Genomic DNA, 18,051 nt, shown 5'->3' with positions numbered 1-18,051 from the left:
CATCCAAAGAGGCTCGCAATGACTCTGCATTTTCATAACGCCCGCCTGATCTGCCCGGAAAGCGGCACCGACCGGATCGGCAGCCTGACGGTTCTGGATGGCCGCATCATCGCCCGCGACGCCGAGGCACCCGAGGGGGCCGAGCTTATCGACTGCGGCGGCAAATGCCTCGGCCCGGGGATTGTCGACTGGGGCGTGAAAATCGGCGAGCCAGGCGAGCGTCACAAGGAAAGCTTCCGCTCCGCCGGTCTGGCGGCTGCGGCGGGGGGTGTCACCACGATCATCGCGCGCCCGGACACCGAGGCCTCAATCGACACGCCCGAGACGCTGGAGTTCGTGACCCGCCGTGCCCGCGAATCCAGCCCCGTCCGCATCCGTCACATGGGCGCGCTGACCAAGGGCCGTCAGGGCCGCGAGATGACCGAGATCGGCTTCCTGCAGGATGCCGGGGCGGTGGCTTTCACCGATACCGACCATGTCATCAGCGACGCCAAAGTGCTGTCGCGCGCCTTCACCTATGCCCGCTCGCTCGGCGCGCTGGTGGTTAGCCACCCGCAGGAGCCTGCGCTCTCGAAAGGCGCATCCGCCACTTCGGGCAAATTCGCTTCGCTGCGCGGCATTCCGGCGGTCTCGCCCCAGGCCGAGCGCATGGGGCTGGAGCGCGACCTCGCCCTCGTGGAGATGACGGGCGTGCGCTATCACGCCGATCAGATCACTTCGGCCCTCAGCCTGCCCGCGCTGGAGCGTGCCAAGGCAAACGGCCTGAATGTGACGGCCGGTGTCTCAGTCCACCATGTCACGCTGAATGAATATGACGTCGGCGACTACCGCACCTTCTTCAAACTGACCCCGCCGCTGCGCTCAGAGGAAGATCGCATGGCGGTCTGCGATGCGCTGTCCTCGGGCCTGATCGATGTGCTCTGCTCAATGCACACGCCGCAGGACGAAGAAAGCAAGCGCCTGCCCTTTGAGGAGGCCGCCGCCGGGGCCGTCGCGCTGGAGACCTTCCTGCCCGCCGCGCTGCGCCTTTATCATGCGGGCGTGATGGATCTGCCGGGCCTCTTCCGCGCCATGGCGCTGAACCCGGCCCGCCGCCTGGGCCTTGAGGCCGGGACCATCGCCATTGGCGCGCCTGCGGATCTGGTTCTGTTTGACCCGGATGCGCCTTTCGTGCTCGATCGGTTTACACTGCGCTCAAAATCCAAGAACACCCCCTTCGACGGCGCGCGGATGGAGGGAAAGGTGCTCGGCACCTGGGTTGGCGGCACCTGCGTCTTCGGGGACCTGAATGCCTGAGATTATCACCTCCTTCCCCCTGCTGGCGCTGACGGCGGCCCTGGCCTATCTGCTGGGCTCGGTGCCCTTCGGGATCGTTATGGCGCGGCTTTTTGGTCTGGGCGATCTGCGCAAAATCGGCTCGGGCAATATCGGCGCGACCAATGTGCTGCGCACCGGCAATAAGCCCGCGGCTTTTCTGACGCTGGTGTTTGATGCCGGAAAAGCAGGCATCGCGGTGCTGATCGCACGGGCGCTGGTGGGCGAAGATGCGGCGCAACTGGCGGGGCTTGCGGCTTTTGTCGGCCATCTTTTCCCGATCTTTCTGGGCTTTAAGGGCGGCAAAGGCGTGGCCACCTTCCTTGGCACGCTGCTGGCGCTGGCCTGGCCGGTGGGGCTTGCGGCCTGCGGGATCTGGCTTCTGACGGCTGCGATCACGCGGATCTCTTCGCTTTCGGCGCTGGTGGCGGCGGTGCTCTCGCCGCTGGTGGCCTGGAGCTTCGGGCATGGCGAAATGGTCGCCCTGATGGTGCTGCTGGCCGTGGTCATTCTCGAGCGGCACAAGGCCAATATCTCCCGCATCCTGAGCGGCACCGAGCCGAAAATCGGTAAAAAATCCTGAGTATCAAGGAGCAACGGGCGTGAACGGGCTGAGCAACTGGGACGAAATCCGCACCGCCTGGCAGGTGGCCCGCCTTGGCACCGTGTCGGGCGCGGCTGAAATCTTAGGCGTTCACCACGCCACGGTCATCCGCCATATCGACGCTTTGGAAAAACAGCTCGGCACCAAGCTGTTTCAGCGCCATGCCCGCGGCTATACCCCGACCGAAGCCGGACGCGATCTGCTGAAGGTCGCCGATACCGCCGCCGATCAGTTCAGCCAGCTCGCAGGCCGTCTGCGCGGCCAGGGCGAGACGGTGGCCGGAGAGCTGGTCATTACATCCGTCGGCGGAATGGCGAAATTTCTGGTCCCGGCCCTGACCTCATTTCAGAGGCTTTATCCCCAGATTTCAATTCGTTGCCTGACGGATCACCGGCTCTTCCGCCTGGAATATGGCGAGGCTCATGTCGCGATCCGGGCGGGCAATGCTCCCGATGATCCCGATAATGTCGTCCAGCCCTTTGGCAGCCTGCCCTATGCGCTTTATGCCAGCCGCAGCTATGTCGAGACCTATGGCCGCCCCGGGAGCCCCGAGGATTACCTCAGCCACCGCTTTGTCGGCGGCGAGGGCGATCAGCTGCGCGCGCCCTTTTTCCGCTGGCTCGATGCCAATGTGCCGGCCCAGGCCATCACCTTCCGCGGCACCGAACCTGCCGTTACCGCTGAGGCTGTCCGCGCGGGTCTGGGCATCGGCTTTTATATCGTCAATGAGGCGCTGCGCGAGCCGGATCTGGTTGAGATCCTGCCTGCGCGCCCCGAATGGGCCGCCCCGCTCTGGCTGGTCACCCATGTCGATTTGCACCGCACCGCCAAAGTGCAGGCCTTTCTCAGCCATTTGAAGTCCTGCGCCCTCGACTGGCAGGACCGGAGCAAAGCCTGACATGCTGAGCGTACCGCTGAGAGGCCACCTTGCGATGCTGGCCTTTTCGGCCCTGGTCGCAGGCTCCTTCACCCTCGGGGCGCGGGTGGCCAATCTGGTTGACCCCGCCGCTCTGACGCTGCTGCGGTTTCTGCTGGCCCTTGTGGTGACCAGCCTTGTGCTGGCGGTGACGCGAACGGACTTCCGCAGTGCGCTGCAAAACGGCTGGCGCTGGCTTTTGCCCGGCGCGATCTATGCCGGATATTTTGTCCTGATGTTTGAGGGACTTAAGACGGCAACCCCGCTGTCGTCGGCGGCGGTCTTTACCCTGTCTCCCATCCTGTCGGCAGGCTTTGGCTGGGTTCTTTTACGCCAGCGCATGACCGGGCGTATGGGTTTTGCTCTGGCTATTGGGGCGGTCGGTGCGTTGTGGGTGATCTTTCGCGGCGAGATCGCGGCCGCCCTGCGGCTTGAGATCGGGCGCGGCGAAGCGATCTATTTCGTGGGCTGCCTGATGCATGCTGCCCTTCCCGCCCTGATGCGGCGGATGTCGCGCGGTGAGCCGCCGATGCTGGCAACCACCATGATGCTGCTGGGCGGGCTGGTGATCCTGACGCCCTGGGCGCTGCCGAAGGTGCTGGCAACGGACTGGGCCGCGATGCCGGGGATTGTCTGGGCAACGCTTGGCTATACCGCGGTCTGCACCACCGCCATCACCGCGGCGCTGATGCAATATGCCAGCCAGCGGCTGCCAGGGGCCAAGGTCATGGCCTATACCTATCTGGTGCCTGGCTGGGTGATCGCCTGGGAGCTGGCCTTCAAAGCAGAAGCGCCGCCCGGCCTGGTGGCGGGCGGCGTTGCGATTACCGTTCTGGCATTGCTGCTTTTGCTGAAGGACGAGCGCGTCAGCTGAAGGCCTGGGCAAAAAGCCCGGCCGGCGAAAGGGTGAAGATCTCGACGCCGGTCTCCGTCACACCCACCGAATGCTCATATTGCGCCGAGAGCGACTTATCGCGGGTCACAGCGGTCCAGCCGTCGGCCAGCTCTTTGGTTTCCGGGCGGCCCAGGTTCACCATCGGCTCAATGGTGAAGAACATCCCCGGCTCCAGCACAGGGCCGCTGCCGGCCTTGCCATAATGCAGCACGTTCGGCGGCGCGTGGAACACCTGACCCAGACCATGGCCGCAAAAGTCCCGCACCACACTCATGCGTTTGCTTTCGACCAGGGCCTGGATTGCATGACCGATGTCGCCAAAAGTATTGCCGGGTTTGACCGCAGCGATACCCGCCATCAGGCTGTAGTGGGTCACCTCAATCAGGCGACGGGTTTTGACCGACAGATCGCCTGCGACATACATACGGCTGGTGTCACCGAACCAGCCATCCACAATCACCGTGACGTCGATATTCAGAATATCGCCTGTCTTCAATACCTTGGCACCCGGAACGCCGTGGCAGACCACATGGTTCAGCGAAATGCAGGAAGCATGCATATAGGGCGCACGCCCCGGGGGGGTATAACCGATGGTCGCGCTTTTGGCGCCCTTTGCGGTGACGCGGCCGGCGATGAAATCGTCCAGCTCCAGCGTGGTCACGCCGGGTTTTACCAGCGGGCCGACTTCATCCAGGATCTCGGCTGCAACCCGACCGGCTTCGCGCATCCCCGCAAAGTCTGAGCTGTCGTAGATCCTGATTCCCTCGCGTGTGACGCGGCCGCGTGTCTCGTCCATCGGTCCTGCCTGGCTGATTACCTGGGCCCTTAGATAGTCTCTGACGCCGCCTTTGGCCATAGCAGCGACCGGACCCGATAATCTGCCGCAGCATCAGCCAGGTGCATTTCCCGCCTTCCAGGTCACCTTCGGGCGCGCCATATGGCTGCGTATCCAATCCGAGGTTGCTTCGAAGGGCATGGGGCGGGCGATACCAAAGCCCTGGACATGACCGCAACCGAGTTGCGACAGCAGCGCAAGTTCTGAAGGCGTCTCGACTCCTTCAGCCAGGGTATCGAGGCCGAGTTGTTCGGCCATCGACAGGATTGCGGTCAGCACCCGCTGCGCCTCGCGGTCCTGCTCCACCCGTGAGATATACGAGCGGTCGATCTTCAGGCGGTGAACCCCGAAGCGGCGGATATTGGTGATGGAGGCATGGCCGGTGCCGAAATCGTCCAGATCAATCCGACAGCCCAGGCGGGCAAGCTCGGTGATGTTGCGCACGATGACATCGGCCTCACCCATGCTCATCACCGTCTCAAGGACTTCGACTGAAAGGCGATCGGGGGTCAGATCAAAGCGGTCCAACTCCCACTTCAGCTTGTCGGCAAGACGGGGGTTTCTCAATTCATCGGACGAGAAGTTCACCCCCACGCCCGGCACCCGCAGCCCGGCGGTATCCCAGCGGGACAGCGCGACCAGGGCGTTGAAAACCATCACTTCCGACAGCCGCTCTGACAGGCCGGAATCGCCGATGGCCGGCAAAAATTCCGCGGGCGGGATCACCCCGCGCTCCGGGTGCTGCCAGCGGGCCAGGGCCTCAAAGCCGGTGATCTCGCCGGTGTCTGCGGAAATCTGCGGCTGGAACCAGGCCCGGATCTGTCCGGCATCAAGGGCTTCCTCAAGCTCTGCGCGGCGGGCGTCACGCTCGGCCCTTTTGCGGGCCATGCCGGGGGCGAAGGCGCGCAGCGCGCCGGGACCATTGCGCAATGCCTCATCTGCGGAAACCTGCGCGCAGTCCAGCAGCTCCGCCCCGCTGCCACGCTGCACTCTGGCGCCCATGCAAAATCCGGCAGAGCAGGTCGCCAGAATGCGTGCGCCACCAAAGGTCACAGGTTCCGCCACCAGAGCCTGAAGCCGGGACGACAGCTGTACCATGGCCTCCAGATCCAGCCGCCGTGAGGGGGAAAGCGAAATGGCAAAGCCGCCGCCTTCGAGGCGCAGAACCCGGTCCCCCTGACGCAGCGCCGAGACCAGCCGTTCGCCCATGCTGCGGATCACCTCTGTCTGGGTGGAGCGGCCATAGCGATCGAGAAGCGTGCCTGCATCATCGAACTGCAGCACGATGCAGCCCGTCCCCATGCCCTGGCTTTCCGCCTGCATCAGCCGGCTGTCGAGTTCCGCCAGAAAGCGGTCCCGGGAATAGGGCTCCGCCGGGTCAGACTGCCTTGCACTGTCGGGTTGTCGCCAGGCGCCGGTCGCCACCGCCAGCAGCAACAGCGCCAGCACAGCCACGACCAGCCCGCGTTCCCCCGCAACCCAGAACCCGGCCAGTGCCAGGACCGGTCCCCCCATCACCAGAAAGGGTGCCCCCGTGCGGGCCCTGATCCAGTCCCGCCATTGTCCGGAAAGTCCCGCAGCCATCCGCACCTCCGCCCTGCGCGCCGGACCATCCGGGGCAGCAGGAACGTTAGGGTAACAGCCTGAGTCAAATCTTAATCGCGGGCGCGCAGATCGGGGATATTATCATCAATCTGATCGATCTCCCCGGTCTCCCCCTCACGCCGCGCCAGACCCAGGAAGTCAAAGAGCGCCGGATCGGGCAGATGCGAGGGCCGCGTGTTCATCAGCGCTTTGAACATGATGTTGCGACGGCCTGGGGTGCGGCGCTCCCACTCATTCAGGATACTTTTCACCTGCATCCGCTGAAGCCCGTCCTGGCTGCCACAAAGATCGCAGGGGATGATCGGATAGTTCATCTGCCGCGAGAACTTCTCGCAATCCGCCTCAGCCACAAAAGCCAGCGGACGGTAGACGAAGAGATCACCCTCTTCGTTCAGAAGCTTCGGCGGCATGGTCGCCAGACGCCCGCCGTGGAACAGGTTCATGAAGAAAGTTTCAAGGATATCATCGCGATGATGGCCAAGGACCACGGCCGTACAGCCCTCTTCGCGGGCAATGCGGTACAGGTTGCCGCGCCGCAGACGCGAGCAGAGCGCGCAATAAGTCCGCCCCTGGGGCACCTTATCGACCACGATGGAATAGGTGTCCTTATACTCAACGCGGTGCGGCACACCCATCTTTTCCAGAAACTCCGGCAGCACCGTCGAGGGAAAGCCCGGCTGCCCCTGATCGAGGTTGCAGGCCAGCAGCTCGACCGGCAGAAGGCCGCGCCATTTCAGCTCATGCAGGATGGCCAGCATGGCATAGCTGTCCTTGCCCCCCGACAGGCAGACCAGCCATTTGCCCCCCGGCTCGATCATCCCATAGGTCTCAATCGCCGTGCGGACCTCCTGCACAAGGCGCTTGCGCAGCTTGCGGAATTCCGTCGATTTCGGCGCACCTTTGAACAGCGCATGGATGTCGTCTGGGGTTTCGTCCAGCATTTTCGGGCCTCCGGGAGATGGCGGGGATATGCCAGAAAGCCGCCCGCCTGCCCAGAGCGAATCAAAAGCAGGGGGGCTCAATGCGCCCCGAAACCGGCCGCGACGATCACATCCCAGGCCTCCGGCGTCAGCAGAAAGTCGAGGAAGTCGCGGGCCGCCGCATTCTCCGCCGCGCGCTGCATCAAAACACCGTCGCGCGGGTTCACCGCCTCCTCGGTGCCGCTGCGGCCCATGGCATAGGTCACGCGACCGGGGGCCAGCGCCGCGCCGCTGGCAATCAGGCGATCGGCCAGGGCGGTATCGGGCCCGAGGATCAGATCGGCCTCTGCCCGCTCAAGCGCGGCAGGCTGCAGCGCGAGAACGCGAAAATCGGCTGCGCCAAGCCGCTGCGCCAGTTCGGTGGCAACGGGGGCGAAATCGGGATCCGTTGCCACGATCACCTCTGCCCCGGCGGGAAGCGTGAGGGAGAGAGACAACAGAGCGGCGGCACAAAGCAGTTTCATGGCAGTCTCCACAGATCTGCGCAGCTGTCCTGAAGCCGCCCGCCGGGTCAAGCCGCAACGGGCCTTGCGCAGGCTGCGCCGCCAGGGCAGCACTGCGACAGCAAAGGAGCGCACCCTGACCCTGACCACCCTTGGCTTTGATGCCGATGACACGCTTTGGCACAATGAAAGCTTCTTTCGCCGCACGGGAGAAGAGATTTTGCGCCTGCTTGAGCCCTGGGTCCCGCGCGGGGATCTGGCGCTCGCGCTGCTGGCGGCCGAGCGGCGCAACATTCCGCTTTATGGCTATGGGGTGAAGGGATTTACCCTGTCGATGATGGAAACGGCGATCACGCTCAGCGACGGGCGCGTTCCGGCGCAGGTGCTGGGCGAAGTGATGGCGGCGGGGCGGGATCTGCTGGCCCATCCGCTGGAGCTGCTGCCTCAGGTCCGCGAGACCCTGGAGAGCCTGGCCGGAGCGCACCGCCTTTTGCTGATCACCAAGGGCGATCTGATCCACCAGGAGCGCAAGCTGGCCGCCTCAGGTCTGGCCGGGCTGTTTGACGGGGTTGAGATCCTCTCTGAGAAGGACAGCGCCGCCTATGCCCGGATTTTCGCGCGCCACGGAGCCGCGCCGCGCCAGGCGCTGATGGTCGGAAATTCGATGAAGTCCGATGTCCTGCCAGCGCTGGAAGCCGGGGCCTGGGGCGTCTTTGTGCCACATGGCACGCCCTGGGAGCTGGAACATGCCGAGGCCCCCGAAGGACACCCGCGTTACCGCGAAATCGCAAGTATAGATAGACTTCCTGAACTTATCTGCAATCTGCGATTGTGAAGGCGCGAATCACGTAAAATTGCGCGACACCTGGCCTGGGGCGCAGGTCTGGTAGCAGGGTTAAAAATCCCTACCAAATAAGGCTTTGGCAATCCCCCGCCGACCCGATTTCCATTGTGAATCCGGGGTTTCCACAATGCCGACCCCTGTGTTAGCCTTTTCGGAGTACCCGGCACTAAGACCGGTGACGAGGCAGTACAAGGACAGGTGCAGTGATCGGGTCAGGGACACTCCGGCCGGGCTTTTTTGCCCGAAAATTCGCCGCCGCAGCGGTGGTCTTTCTGGCTCTTCTCTGTGCGCCATTTTTTGCCTTTGCTGCGCCCTATGCCGCGCTTGTCATGGATGCCCGCACCGGTCAGGTGATCTATGAGCAAAACGCCGACACCCGGGTGCATCCGGCCTCGCTGACCAAGATGCTCACGCTTTATATCACCTTTGATGCGATCCGCCGTGGCGAGATCCGTCTGGACGATATGGTCACCATCACCTCTCATGCCGCCTCGCAGCCACCCTCGCGGCTGGGGCTGCGCTCAGGGCAGCGCATCTCGGTGCGTCACCTGATCCGCGCGGCAGCGATTAAATCGGCCAATGACGCGGCCTCTGCACTCGGCGATCACATCAGCGGCAATGAGCGCGCCTTCGCAGCAAGGATGAACCGCACGGCGAAAGCGCTCGGGATGCACCGCTCCAGCTTTCGCAACGCCCACGGGCTGACCGCGGAAGGCCACCTCTCGACGGCAAGGGATATGACGCTGCTGGGCCGGCGTCTTTTTTATGATTTCCCCCAGCATTACCCGATGTTCTCGCGGCTGCAGGAAGATGCGGGCGTGGCGCGGGTCAATAACACCAACCGCCGCTTCCTTGAGGGCTATCGCGGCGCGGACGGGATCAAAACCGGCTATACCAATGCGGCCGGCTTTAACCTGACGGCTTCGGCAGAGCGCAACGGCAAGCGTCTGGTCGCCACGGTGATGGGCGGCGTCTCGACGGCGCACCGCAACAAAAAGATGGCCGAACTGATGGATGTGGGCTTCGGCGCGGCCCCGAACCGGGTGCGCAGCGTGCCGCCGCCGCCCGTCTCGCTGGCTGCGATCGCCGATGAGTCTGACAATGCGCCAGGCGGGGCCGGAAAAACGATCCGCCTGCAGACGGCGCGCGCCACCTCGCCGCGCCCGGCACCGCGGCCTGCAGAACTTACCCCGGCTCCGGAAATGCTGGCAGAGCTGACCAGCGGTGTGGCCGATGTGCTGGCCGCGCTGACGACGGAACCGGAACCCGCCGCAGCCCCCGCTGCCCTGCCCTTCGCGGTGGCAGATCTTGAACCGCCGCCGCCGCGCCCTGACGCCGTGGCCGCGGAACCCGCGCAGGAAACTCCGGTGACCGAAGTGGCAGATGCCGCGCAAGCCGTTGAGACGATGTTGAGCGATGTTCCCCTGACGCAGCCGCGCGCGCGCCCCGCGGCGCCCGATGTGGCTGCGGTTGCCGAAGCATCACCCGCACCGACCCCGGCACCTGAAGGCGTGGCCGCGGCTCTCGCGCTGGCCAATGCCGCGCCCCTCCCTGAGGCCGCGCCCGCAGAGATCACCCCGGCCGTGGTTCAGCTGGCCGAAGCCGCCCCCGAAGCAACCACCCTGCCGTTCCAGGTGGTGGATGAGGCGGGGCGTGAAGTCAGCCCCGCACCGCAGGACCCGCAGGCTGCCAGCCTTGTCGCCGCAGCCCTGCCCGCCAGCGTTGCCGAACTGGCCGAGGCCGATCTGCCCGAAGATATGCCGGTGCCGCCCGCAGATGACGACAATGTCCCGCTGGCTCAGGGCTTTACCGGCAAGCTTGTGGTTCCCGCCCTCAGCGGCGAACGCCCCCGCGCCCGGCCCGGTGAAATCGTGATGACCATGGCCCGGGCCGAGACCACCGAGGCGCTGCCCTCCAATGTTCAGCGCACCTCTGCCACGACTGAGACCCGGGAAGTCGTCTCGCGCGTCTCGACCTCAGGCGGGCGTCACTGGGCAATTACCTTAGGCAAATTCAACACCCGCGGCACCGCCGAGCGCGCGCTTTTGCAGACTGCGCTGTCTGAAACCCGCGCTCTGGAAGGCGCTTTGCGTAAAATTAACCAAAAAGGCGGTGGCTGGGAGGCCACATTTGCCGGGCTGACACGCGATCAGGCCGATCTGGCCTGTCGCCGCCTCCAGGCCCGTGCCATCAATTGCTTCACACTTGGCCCGTGAGGAATTTGATGACCTTCGTATTTGCCCCCCCTGCCCCCGCTTCGGTTCCCGTCAAAGGCAGCGCTGACCGCTTTCCGGTCCGCCGCATCTTCTGCGTGGGGCGCAATTACGAAGAGCATGCCAAAGAGATGGGCGCGGATACCAAAGAGCCGCCGTTCTTCTTCACCAAATCCGCCGACAGCCTGGTGACCGGCAATGCCGCGATCCCCTATCCTTCTGCGACCGCGGATCTGCACCATGAAGCGGAACTCGTCGTCGCACTTGGGCAGGGCGGCAGCCATGTCAGCGTTGAAGCGGCCTCCGATCTGATCTGGGGCTTTGCCCCCGGCAATGATCTGACCCGCCGCGACATGCAGGCCCAGGCCAAGCAGCAGCGCCGCCCCTGGGATATGAGCAAGGGGTTTGACCGCTCGGCCGTCTGCGGCGACATCACCCCCGTCGCTGACTGCGGTGCGATGTCAAAGGGCCGCATTCTGTGCACCGTTGACGGTCAGATCCGTCAGGACGGTGATCTGGCCGATATGATCTGGGATGTGCCCCATGTCATTGCTTATCTCTCGACCCTGGTTGAACTGCAGCCGGGCGATCTGATCTTCACCGGCACCCCCGCAGGCGTAGGCGCCGTGGCACGGGGCGAAACCGTTCGGGTGGAGATTGAGGGCCTGGGCGCAGTGGAAACCAAAGTCGGCTGATCCTGCCCTCTGCCTCAGAAGCCGCCCCCCGGGGCGGCTTTTTCATTGCATCCGGATCACAGAGCGATCGGCACTCAGCATATAACCTTTGCGCGTCACCGTTTTGACCAGCAGTTCACTGACCAGCTGATTGCCAAGCGCATCCCGCAGCCGCTTGACCCGCGTGGCCCCCGCGGCCTCCTCACAATCCACGGCATTTCTGCCGGTGATCATCGCCTCAATCTCAGCGCCGCTCAGGATCTCATCATCCATCCGCGCCTCCGCCAGAACCGCAAGCGTCTCAATCGCCGCCTCGGTCAGCGGAAATTCCATCGCATTCAGCGTCACCGTCCGCTCGGCCCGCGAGATCACCAGCGACGAGACCTGCAGCCCCGCCTGCCGCATCTCCCGCAGCCGCCGGTTCAGCGAGACGATGCTCAGCAGCGCCACGAGAGCCACCCCCAGCAGCGCCGCTGAAAAGACCAGCAGCACAAAGATCACCGCACGGTAGCTGACCAGAACCTCCGCAAAAGAGGTGCCCGACTGCGCCAGAATCTCCAGAAGCCGGATCTCGGTCTCGCCCGTCAGGGCGGTATTCTCCACAAACAGCCGCTCAACGCCGGCGTTAAAGGCATTGGCATCGGGCAGGTTCAAAAACAGCAGCACGGCCGCCGTCAGCAGGATCAGCACAACGGCGATGACCCCCGCCACCACCACCCGTGAGCCCTGGCGCAGCGCCTCAGAAGCGGAGGAACCATCCACCGGCATTGGCCTTCCTTTCTGCAAGTCCGCCCTCATCGAAGAAAGACATCACCTGCAGCAATGTCCAGCCCGCCCCGCTCAGACGGCGGCGGATCTCAGCCTCGGCCGCGCCGCCCCGGCAGGCCGCAGCGGGCAGCTGCATCACCCCGTAATGCAGCCGCAGCGGATCATCCTGCTTGGCCTTATAATCGGCAAAGCAGCCCGCTGCCGCCGGTCCGGCAATCAGCAGGGCCGCCACAAAGGCGCAAAGCAGTCCGGCGCGCGGCATAGGGGTCTCCCTCAGAGAGGCGGGGCAGCAGTCCGCCAAAGCATGAAGGGCGCGGCAAAGTTATGCAATATCACGGCGCTCCCCGGGCCTGTTATCCCATAACACGCCGCCTTTCAGGGCTTTGACATCCCATAACAGCCCGCTGATTTTGCCTGACATCCGCCGCTCCGGCATCACACAGGGACACCGGCCGGATCTGCCGCCCCCTGGCAGACCGGCCCTTTGACCGGAGCCTGACATGAAACACCTGCGCTTTCCCAAACGCCTCACCGCCCTCTTCAGCACGCTGGCCCTGGCGCTGGCCGTGACCGGCACCACAGCCACGCCGCTGCGCGCCAATGATGACTTTGCCCGCCTCCTGGCAGGCGTGGCGGCGGTCGCCATCATCGGCACGGCCCTCAACAAAGCCGACCGCCACGACGACCGCCGCCGCTATGCCGCGCCGCCACCGCCCCCGCCGCGCTGGCACCACCGGGCCGCCCCGCCGCGCCATGTTTACCGCGCGCCCCCGCCGCCGCCGCGCTACCACGCCCATCCGCCGCGCCCGCAGGTGCATCACCGCCCACCGCACCACGCGCCCCGCCAGGGTCACTCCGGCCCGCCCCGCGGCGCTTTGATCCGCTGATCGGATTTTTCTTGCCGCCCCGCATCCGGGGCGGCATCACAGAGGCATGACAAAACCTGCTCCCGATTTTTCCTTTGAAACTGCTGCCGCCGCCCGCGGCGCCCGCCTGATCTGCGGCGTCGATGAGGTGGGCCGCGGCCCGCTCTGCGGCCCCGTCACGGCGGCCGCCGTGATCCTTGACCCGACCTGCATCCCGGAGGGTCTGGGCGACAGCAAAACCCTGACCGCCGCGCGCCGCCTGGCCCTCGCCGCCCGGATCCACGCCACAGCCGAGGTGGCCATCGCCCATGCCAGTGTTGAAGAGATTGACGAGATCAATATCCTCCAGGCCTCACATCTCGCCATGCAACGCGCGATTGCAGCCCTGCCCCGTGCCCCCGATCACGCCCTGATCGACGGCAACCGCCTGCCAAAGGGGCTGACCTGCACCGCCGAAGCCGTGGTCAAAGGCGACGCCCGGGTGCTTTCGATCGCCGCCGCCTCCATCGTCGCCAAGGTCGCCCGCGATGCCCTGATGGAGTCACTTTCGCAACAGTTTCCCGGCTACGGATGGGAGCGGAACGCAGGTTATCCCACAAAAGATCACCTCGCCGCCCTGCTTTCCTTAGGGGTGACTCCCGCGCATAGGCGGTCGTTTAAGCCGGTCCACAATATCTTGTGCCAAGCCCCATCCCCAAAGGCTTGATTCAAAAAACAATTTGACCGCCCCCCTGCTTTGCCCGAAATTGGACCCACAATAACGCGCAAAAATGCGCGAACCTGAGGCAGAGTAATGGCTATTAAAACCAAGGCAACGGAAGCGCCCGCGCTTCCGCTGAATGACATATTGTCTGGTGATTGCATTGAGGTGATGCGCTCCCTTCCGGATGCATCCATCGATCTGATCTTCGCAGACCCGCCCTATAACCTTCAACTGAAGGGCGAGCTTCATCGCCCCGACAACTCGAAGGTCGATGCGGTCGACGATCACTGGGATCAGTTCTCCAGCTTCGCCGCTTACGACACATTCACCCGCGCCTGGCTGGCCGAAGCCCGCCGCCTGCTGAAGCCCAATGGCGCCATCTGGGTCATCGGTTCCTACCACAATATCTTCCGCGTCGGAGCCTCCATGCAGGATGCAGGCTTCTGGCTGCTGAACGATGTGGTCTGGCGCAAATCGAACCCGATGCCGAACTTCCGCGGCAAGCGCTTCACCAATGCCCATGAGACGATGATCTGGGCGTCAAAGTCGGAAAACTCGCGCTATACCTTCAACTACGACGCCCTCAAGGCGCTGAACGAAGGCACCCAGATGCGCTCCGACTGGCTGCTGCCGCTCTGCACCGGCCATGAGCGTCTGAAAGACGCCAATGGCGAAAAGGCCCATCCGACGCAGAAGCCGGAATCGCTGCTGCACCGCGTGCTGATCGGCTCGACCAATCCGGGCGATGTGGTGCTCGATCCCTTCTTCGGCACCGGCACCACCGGCGCGGTGGCCAAAATGCTCGGCCGCAATTTCATCGGCATCGAGCGCGAGGAAGCCTACCGCAAAGTGGCCGCCAAACGCATCGCCCGCGTGCGCACCTTTGACGCCTCGGCGCTTGAAACCGCAGGCTCCAAACGCGCCGAGCCGCGCATCCCCTTCGGCCACCTGGTTGAGCGCGGCCTGCTGCGCCCGGGCGAGGTCCTGGTCTCGCCGCGCGGCACCACCGCAAAAATCCGCGCCGACGGCACCCTCGCCGGTGACAGCGTCGCAGGCTCCATCCATCAGGTCGGCGCCGCCTATGAAAAAGCCCCGAGCTGCAACGGCTGGACCTATTGGCACTTCCGCCGGGACGGCAAAACCATCCCGATCGACAGCCTGCGCCAGCAGGTCCGGGCCGAGATGAACAACTGAGACGAAAATACCCGCGCCCCTGACCCTGGCGCGGGTTTTGCCTTTGGCTTTTTCAAAATACTCCGGGGGGCTTTGGCCCTGGCCAAAGCGGGGGCAGAGCCCCCTCTTCCTGCCCACCAGAGCAGAGCTTACTGCAGATCCGCAAAGGCTTTCTTCAGCCGCTCCACCGCCTCAACCACCCGCGCGCGCGGCGTGGCAAGGTTAAAGCGCAGATAGCTCTCACCGCCCAGACCAAAGCTGTCGCCATGGTTGGCGGCAATCCCGGCCTCTTTTTCAACGCGGGCTTTGAACTCCGCAGGCGCCATGCCGGTGCCCGAAAAATCGACCCAGGCGAGATAAGTCGCCTCCAGAGCCATTGAGGCCAGACCCGGAATGGCATTGACACCCTCGTCAAAGAGCTTCCGGTTGCCGTCGATATAGGCCACCAGCTCATCCACCCAGGCCGCCCCCTCAGGGCTGTAGGCCGCTTCGGCCATCATAAAGCCAAAGGTATTGCCGGAGATCCCAAGGGCATTCATCACCCCCTGCACTTTGGCCCGCAGCTTTGCATCCGGCACAATGATATTGCCGGTATGCGAGCCCGCGATATTGAAGGTCTTGGTGGTGGCCGTCATCATCACCAGACGATCAAGGATCTCCGGCGCGGCATTGGGCATGACGGTATGTTTGGCGCCGCCGAAGACCAGATCATGGTGGATCTCATCCGAAACCAGCACCAGGTCGTGGCGTTTGCAGAACTCTGCCACCCGGGTCAGGTCGTCCGGGCTCCAGACCCTTCCGCCGGGGTTATGCGGCGAGCAGAGGATCATCATCTTCACGCCGGGGTCCATCATGGCTTCCCAGGCGTCAAAATCCATCTCATAGCGACCATCGACCGTGGCAAGCGGCAGCTCCACCAGGCGACGGTCAGAGGCTTTGATGACCCGCCCGAAGGCATGATAGACCGGTGCCATCACGGCCACGCCGTCGCCTTTTTCGGTGAAGGCCTGCACGCAAAGGGCCGTTCCATTGACCAGACCATGCGAGGTCAGAATGGCCTCGGGCGCGACCTCCCAGTTATGGCGGGTTTTCATCCACCAGCAGATCGCCGCAAGATAAGAGCTGTCGTCGCCGTAATAGCCGTAAACGCCGTGGCCCGTCATGTTTTCAAGCGCGTTTTGCACGCAGGCCGGGGGACGGAAGTCCATATCCGCCACCCACATGGCGATGCCACTGTCGGCCGGAACCTGATAGATCTTATCCATCATATCCCATTTGACGGAATGCGTGCCACGACGATCGATGATCTCATCAAAGCTCATGCTGTCTCACCCGATGCTGCTCCGGAACAATATCCGCGCAAAATGTGTCATATCAGGAAAGTTTACCGGATTATTAAATACAGCCGGAACGACAATCCTCATGATCCGCAGGTTAGCGGGCAGTCCTTCCCTCGGCAAGTCCCCGGACGGGGGCGGCGCGGCAAATTCGCCCTCATCTTGCAGGAAAGCCCGTGATCGCCTAGATCAGCGGCATGACGCTTCGCAACATCCTCATCCATCCCGATCCGCGGCTGAAAAAGCCCTGTGCCCCCGTCACCCGCTTTGACGCGGAGTTGGCAAAGCTTGGCCAGGACATGCTCGAGACCATGTATGACGCCCCCGGCGTCGGTCTTGCCGGCCCGCAGATCGGCGTGATGAGCCGTATCATCACCATGGACTGCACCAAAGATCCCGAGCCGCGCCGCCCGATGATCCTGGTGAACCCGGAAGTGATTTCCAGTTCCGACGAGACCAGCACCTATGAGGAAGGCTGCCTCTCCATCCCCGAGCAATATGCCGAAGTCACCCGCCCGGCGGTCGTGACCGTGCGCTGGCAGGATGTGAGCGGAGCCGTTCAGGAAGAGACCTTTGAGGGGCTCTGGGCGACCTGCGTGCAGCATGAGATCGACCATCTGAACGGGAAGCTCTTTATCGATTATCTGGGGCCGATGAAGCGGCAGATGATCACGCGGCGGATGGAAAAGCTGAAACGCGAGATCGCGCGGGGCTGAGGGCGGATCCGGGCGCTTTTTCAGGCGGCCCTGGTCCCAGGCTGGCAGCGCCGGGGCGCTGCCCCGGACCCCGGAGTATTTTGAAAAGCCAAAGCCGGGCTGGGGCAGGACGCTCCTCTCGACGCAGGGCTGGGGCGGTGCTATGCGAAGCCATGGCCATTCTGAACATTCTGCAGTTTCCCGATCCGCGTCTGCGTCGCATTTGTCTGCCGGTCCCGGAGATCAGTGATGAGATCCGCAGGCTTGCGGCGGATATGCTGGAGACCATGTATGACGCACCCGGCCGGGGTCTGGCAGGGCCGCAGGTCGGCGCGCTTTTGCGGATCTTTGTGATGGATGTGACCTGGCGGGAGGGCGAAGCCCGGCCCTTCGTCTGCATTAATCCGGAGATCCTGGCGTTTTCTGATGAGACGGCCGTCTTTACGGAGGGCTGTCTGTCGATCCCTGAGGTGCCGGGTGAGGTGACGCGGCCTGCGGAGATTGTGCTGGCCTGGACCGATCTGAACGGCCAGCGGCAGCAAAAGCGCATGAGCGGCCTGGAAGCCGTCTGTGCGCAGCATGAATTTGACCATCTGAACGGCCGGCTCTGCATTGATCTGATGTCTGAGCCCGCGCGCTTTGCGGCCAGCCCCCGGCTTCAGGCCATGACTTTGTGAAGGAGAGCTCATGCTCCGCCCCTTTCTGCCCTATCCCGATAAACGCCTGAAAACCGCCGCTGCGCCGGTGACGGAGATCACCGATGAGATCCGCGCCATCTGGGCCGATATGGTTGAGACCATGGATGCCATGCCGGGCGTCGGTCTGGCCGGTCCGCAGATCGGGGTGATGATGCAGCTGGCGGTCGTTGACTGCTCAGACGAGCGCGGTCAGGCCGTTCTGATGGCCAATCCGGAGGTGCTGCATGCCTCGGGCCAGATGCGCGAGCATGAGGAAGCGAGCCCCAATCTGCCGGGTGTTGCGGCGGTGATCTCGCGTCCCCGTGCGGTGACGGTGCGGTTTCTGAACGAAAAAGGTGAGGTGGAGGAGCGCGATTTTGTGCATCTCTGGGCCACCTCGGTGCAGCATCAGATCGATCACCTGCAGGGTAAGCTGTATTTTGACCGCCTGAGCCCGTTGAAGCGGAAGATGCTGCTTGGGAAAGCGGCCAAGCTGAACCGGAGGTAAG

Annotated in this window: 19 protein-coding genes and 1 pseudogene; 13 read left to right on the top strand and 7 right to left on the bottom strand. The window is 64.0% G+C overall.

What is annotated here, in order from left to right; all coding sequences use genetic code 11:
* Positions 1-18: 18 nt before the first annotated feature.
* Genes pyrC through EG244_RS14670 form a run of 4 tightly spaced genes read left to right on the top strand, consistent with a single transcriptional unit; the run spans position 19 to position 3,708 of the window.
* Positions 19-1,296 (top strand): dihydroorotase, encoded by a 1,278-nt coding sequence (gene pyrC, locus EG244_RS14685; protein ID WP_124965773.1) that lies wholly within the window; start codon positions 19-21, stop codon positions 1,294-1,296.
* Positions 1,289-1,897 (top strand): glycerol-3-phosphate 1-O-acyltransferase PlsY, encoded by a 609-nt coding sequence (gene plsY, locus EG244_RS14680; RefSeq protein ID WP_124965771.1) that lies wholly within the window; start codon positions 1,289-1,291, stop codon positions 1,895-1,897. The genes pyrC and plsY overlap by 8 nt, the downstream gene beginning before the upstream one ends.
* A 28-nt stretch (positions 1,898-1,925) precedes the next feature.
* Positions 1,926-2,816, top strand: coding sequence for a LysR family transcriptional regulator (locus tag EG244_RS14675; protein WP_124965806.1), 891 nt, complete (start codon positions 1,926-1,928; stop codon positions 2,814-2,816).
* A 1-nt stretch (position 2,817) separates the two neighbouring features.
* On the top strand, positions 2,818-3,708 hold the full coding sequence (locus tag EG244_RS14670; RefSeq protein WP_233589026.1) for a DMT family transporter: 891 nt from the start codon (positions 2,818-2,820) through the stop codon (positions 3,706-3,708).
* On the opposite strand, the gene map is transcribed toward EG244_RS14670, so the two are convergent.
* The 4 genes from map to EG244_RS14650 form a co-directional block, all read right to left on the bottom strand.
* Positions 3,701-4,525 carry a type I methionyl aminopeptidase gene (gene map / locus EG244_RS14665; protein ID WP_124965770.1) on the bottom strand — a complete coding sequence of 275 codons (825 nt, stop codon included), beginning with the start codon at positions 4,523-4,525 and terminating at the stop codon, positions 3,701-3,703. The genes EG244_RS14670 and map overlap by 8 nt on opposite strands.
* A 93-nt stretch (positions 4,526-4,618) precedes the next feature.
* Positions 4,619-6,148, bottom strand: coding sequence for a putative bifunctional diguanylate cyclase/phosphodiesterase (locus tag EG244_RS14660; protein WP_124965768.1), 1,530 nt, complete (start codon positions 6,146-6,148; stop codon positions 4,619-4,621).
* A 71-nt stretch (positions 6,149-6,219) separates the two neighbouring features.
* Complete coding sequence (gene ttcA / locus EG244_RS14655) at positions 6,220-7,110, bottom strand: tRNA 2-thiocytidine(32) synthetase TtcA (RefSeq protein WP_124965766.1); 891 nt, start codon at positions 7,108-7,110, stop codon at positions 6,220-6,222.
* A 77-nt stretch (positions 7,111-7,187) separates the two neighbouring features.
* The gene (locus EG244_RS14650) at positions 7,188-7,613 is read right to left on the bottom strand and encodes a type 2 periplasmic-binding domain-containing protein (RefSeq protein WP_124965764.1); all 426 of its coding nucleotides are present in this window, start codon (positions 7,611-7,613) and stop codon (positions 7,188-7,190) included.
* Here EG244_RS14650 and EG244_RS14645 point away from each other — a divergent pair.
* The 3 genes and pseudogenes from EG244_RS14645 to EG244_RS14635 all read left to right on the top strand — a co-directional run bounded on the left by EG244_RS14645 (position 7,612) and on the right by EG244_RS14635 (position 11,344).
* A complete protein-coding gene (locus EG244_RS14645) occupies positions 7,612-8,427 on the top strand; it encodes an HAD family hydrolase (RefSeq protein ID WP_124965762.1) in 816 nt (271 codons plus the stop codon). The genes EG244_RS14650 and EG244_RS14645 overlap by 2 nt on opposite strands.
* A 338-nt stretch (positions 8,428-8,765) precedes the next feature.
* A pseudogene (locus EG244_RS21650) lies at positions 8,766-9,474 on the top strand (D-alanyl-D-alanine carboxypeptidase family protein); the annotation flags it as partial.
* Positions 9,475-10,660: 1,186 nt separating this feature from the next.
* A complete protein-coding gene (locus EG244_RS14635) occupies positions 10,661-11,344 on the top strand; it encodes a fumarylacetoacetate hydrolase family protein (protein WP_124965761.1) in 684 nt (227 codons plus the stop codon).
* A 42-nt stretch (positions 11,345-11,386) separates the two neighbouring features.
* On the opposite strand, the gene EG244_RS14630 is transcribed toward EG244_RS14635, so the two are convergent.
* Both EG244_RS14630 and EG244_RS14625 read right to left on the bottom strand, forming a co-directional pair.
* Positions 11,387-12,091, bottom strand: coding sequence for a winged helix-turn-helix domain-containing protein (locus EG244_RS14630; RefSeq protein WP_124965759.1), 705 nt, complete (start codon positions 12,089-12,091; stop codon positions 11,387-11,389).
* Entirely contained in the window at positions 12,063-12,353 is a 291-nt protein-coding gene (locus EG244_RS14625; protein WP_124965757.1) for a hypothetical protein, read from the bottom strand. Before EG244_RS14625 ends, EG244_RS14630 begins: the two co-directional genes overlap by 29 nt.
* A 238-nt stretch (positions 12,354-12,591) precedes the next feature.
* Here EG244_RS14625 and EG244_RS14620 point away from each other — a divergent pair, with 238 nt between their 5' ends.
* The 3 genes from EG244_RS14620 to EG244_RS14610 all read left to right on the top strand — a co-directional run bounded on the left by EG244_RS14620 (position 12,592) and on the right by EG244_RS14610 (position 14,854).
* Complete coding sequence (locus EG244_RS14620; protein ID WP_124965755.1) at positions 12,592-12,978, top strand: hypothetical protein; 387 nt, start codon at positions 12,592-12,594, stop codon at positions 12,976-12,978.
* A 46-nt stretch (positions 12,979-13,024) separates the two neighbouring features.
* A complete protein-coding gene (locus tag EG244_RS14615; protein WP_124965753.1) occupies positions 13,025-13,663 on the top strand; it encodes a ribonuclease HII in 639 nt (212 codons plus the stop codon).
* 87 nt (positions 13,664-13,750) lie between these two features.
* Positions 13,751-14,854, top strand: coding sequence for a site-specific DNA-methyltransferase (locus EG244_RS14610; protein ID WP_124965751.1), 1,104 nt, complete (start codon positions 13,751-13,753; stop codon positions 14,852-14,854).
* A 128-nt stretch (positions 14,855-14,982) separates the two neighbouring features.
* Here EG244_RS14610 and EG244_RS14605 read toward each other — a convergent pair whose 3' ends face one another.
* On the bottom strand, positions 14,983-16,155 hold the full coding sequence (locus tag EG244_RS14605) for a MalY/PatB family protein (protein WP_124965749.1): 1,173 nt from the start codon (positions 16,153-16,155) through the stop codon (positions 14,983-14,985).
* A 212-nt stretch (positions 16,156-16,367) separates the two neighbouring features.
* Here EG244_RS14605 and def (EG244_RS14600) point away from each other — a divergent pair, with 212 nt between their 5' ends.
* The 3 genes from def (EG244_RS14600) (at position 16,368) to def (EG244_RS14590) (ending at position 18,050) form a co-directional block, all read left to right on the top strand.
* Entirely contained in the window at positions 16,368-16,886 is a 519-nt protein-coding gene (gene def / locus EG244_RS14600; RefSeq protein ID WP_124965747.1) for a peptide deformylase, read from the top strand.
* A 152-nt stretch (positions 16,887-17,038) separates the two neighbouring features.
* Positions 17,039-17,542 carry a peptide deformylase gene (gene def / locus EG244_RS14595; protein ID WP_124965745.1) on the top strand — a complete coding sequence of 168 codons (504 nt, stop codon included), beginning with the start codon at positions 17,039-17,041 and terminating at the stop codon, positions 17,540-17,542.
* A 10-nt stretch (positions 17,543-17,552) separates the two neighbouring features.
* Complete coding sequence (gene def, locus EG244_RS14590; protein WP_124965743.1) at positions 17,553-18,050, top strand: peptide deformylase; 498 nt, start codon at positions 17,553-17,555, stop codon at positions 18,048-18,050.
* The last annotated feature ends 1 nt before the right edge of the window (position 18,051 follow it).

Origin of the sequence: Falsigemmobacter faecalis (genome assembly GCF_003863335.1) — a bacterium.
GTDB classification, from domain to species: Bacteria; Pseudomonadota; Alphaproteobacteria; order Rhodobacterales; family Rhodobacteraceae; genus Wagnerdoeblera; species Wagnerdoeblera faecalis.
The sequence above is the reverse complement of the archived record's forward strand: the minus strand, read 5'-3'. Positions and strand labels throughout refer to the sequence as shown.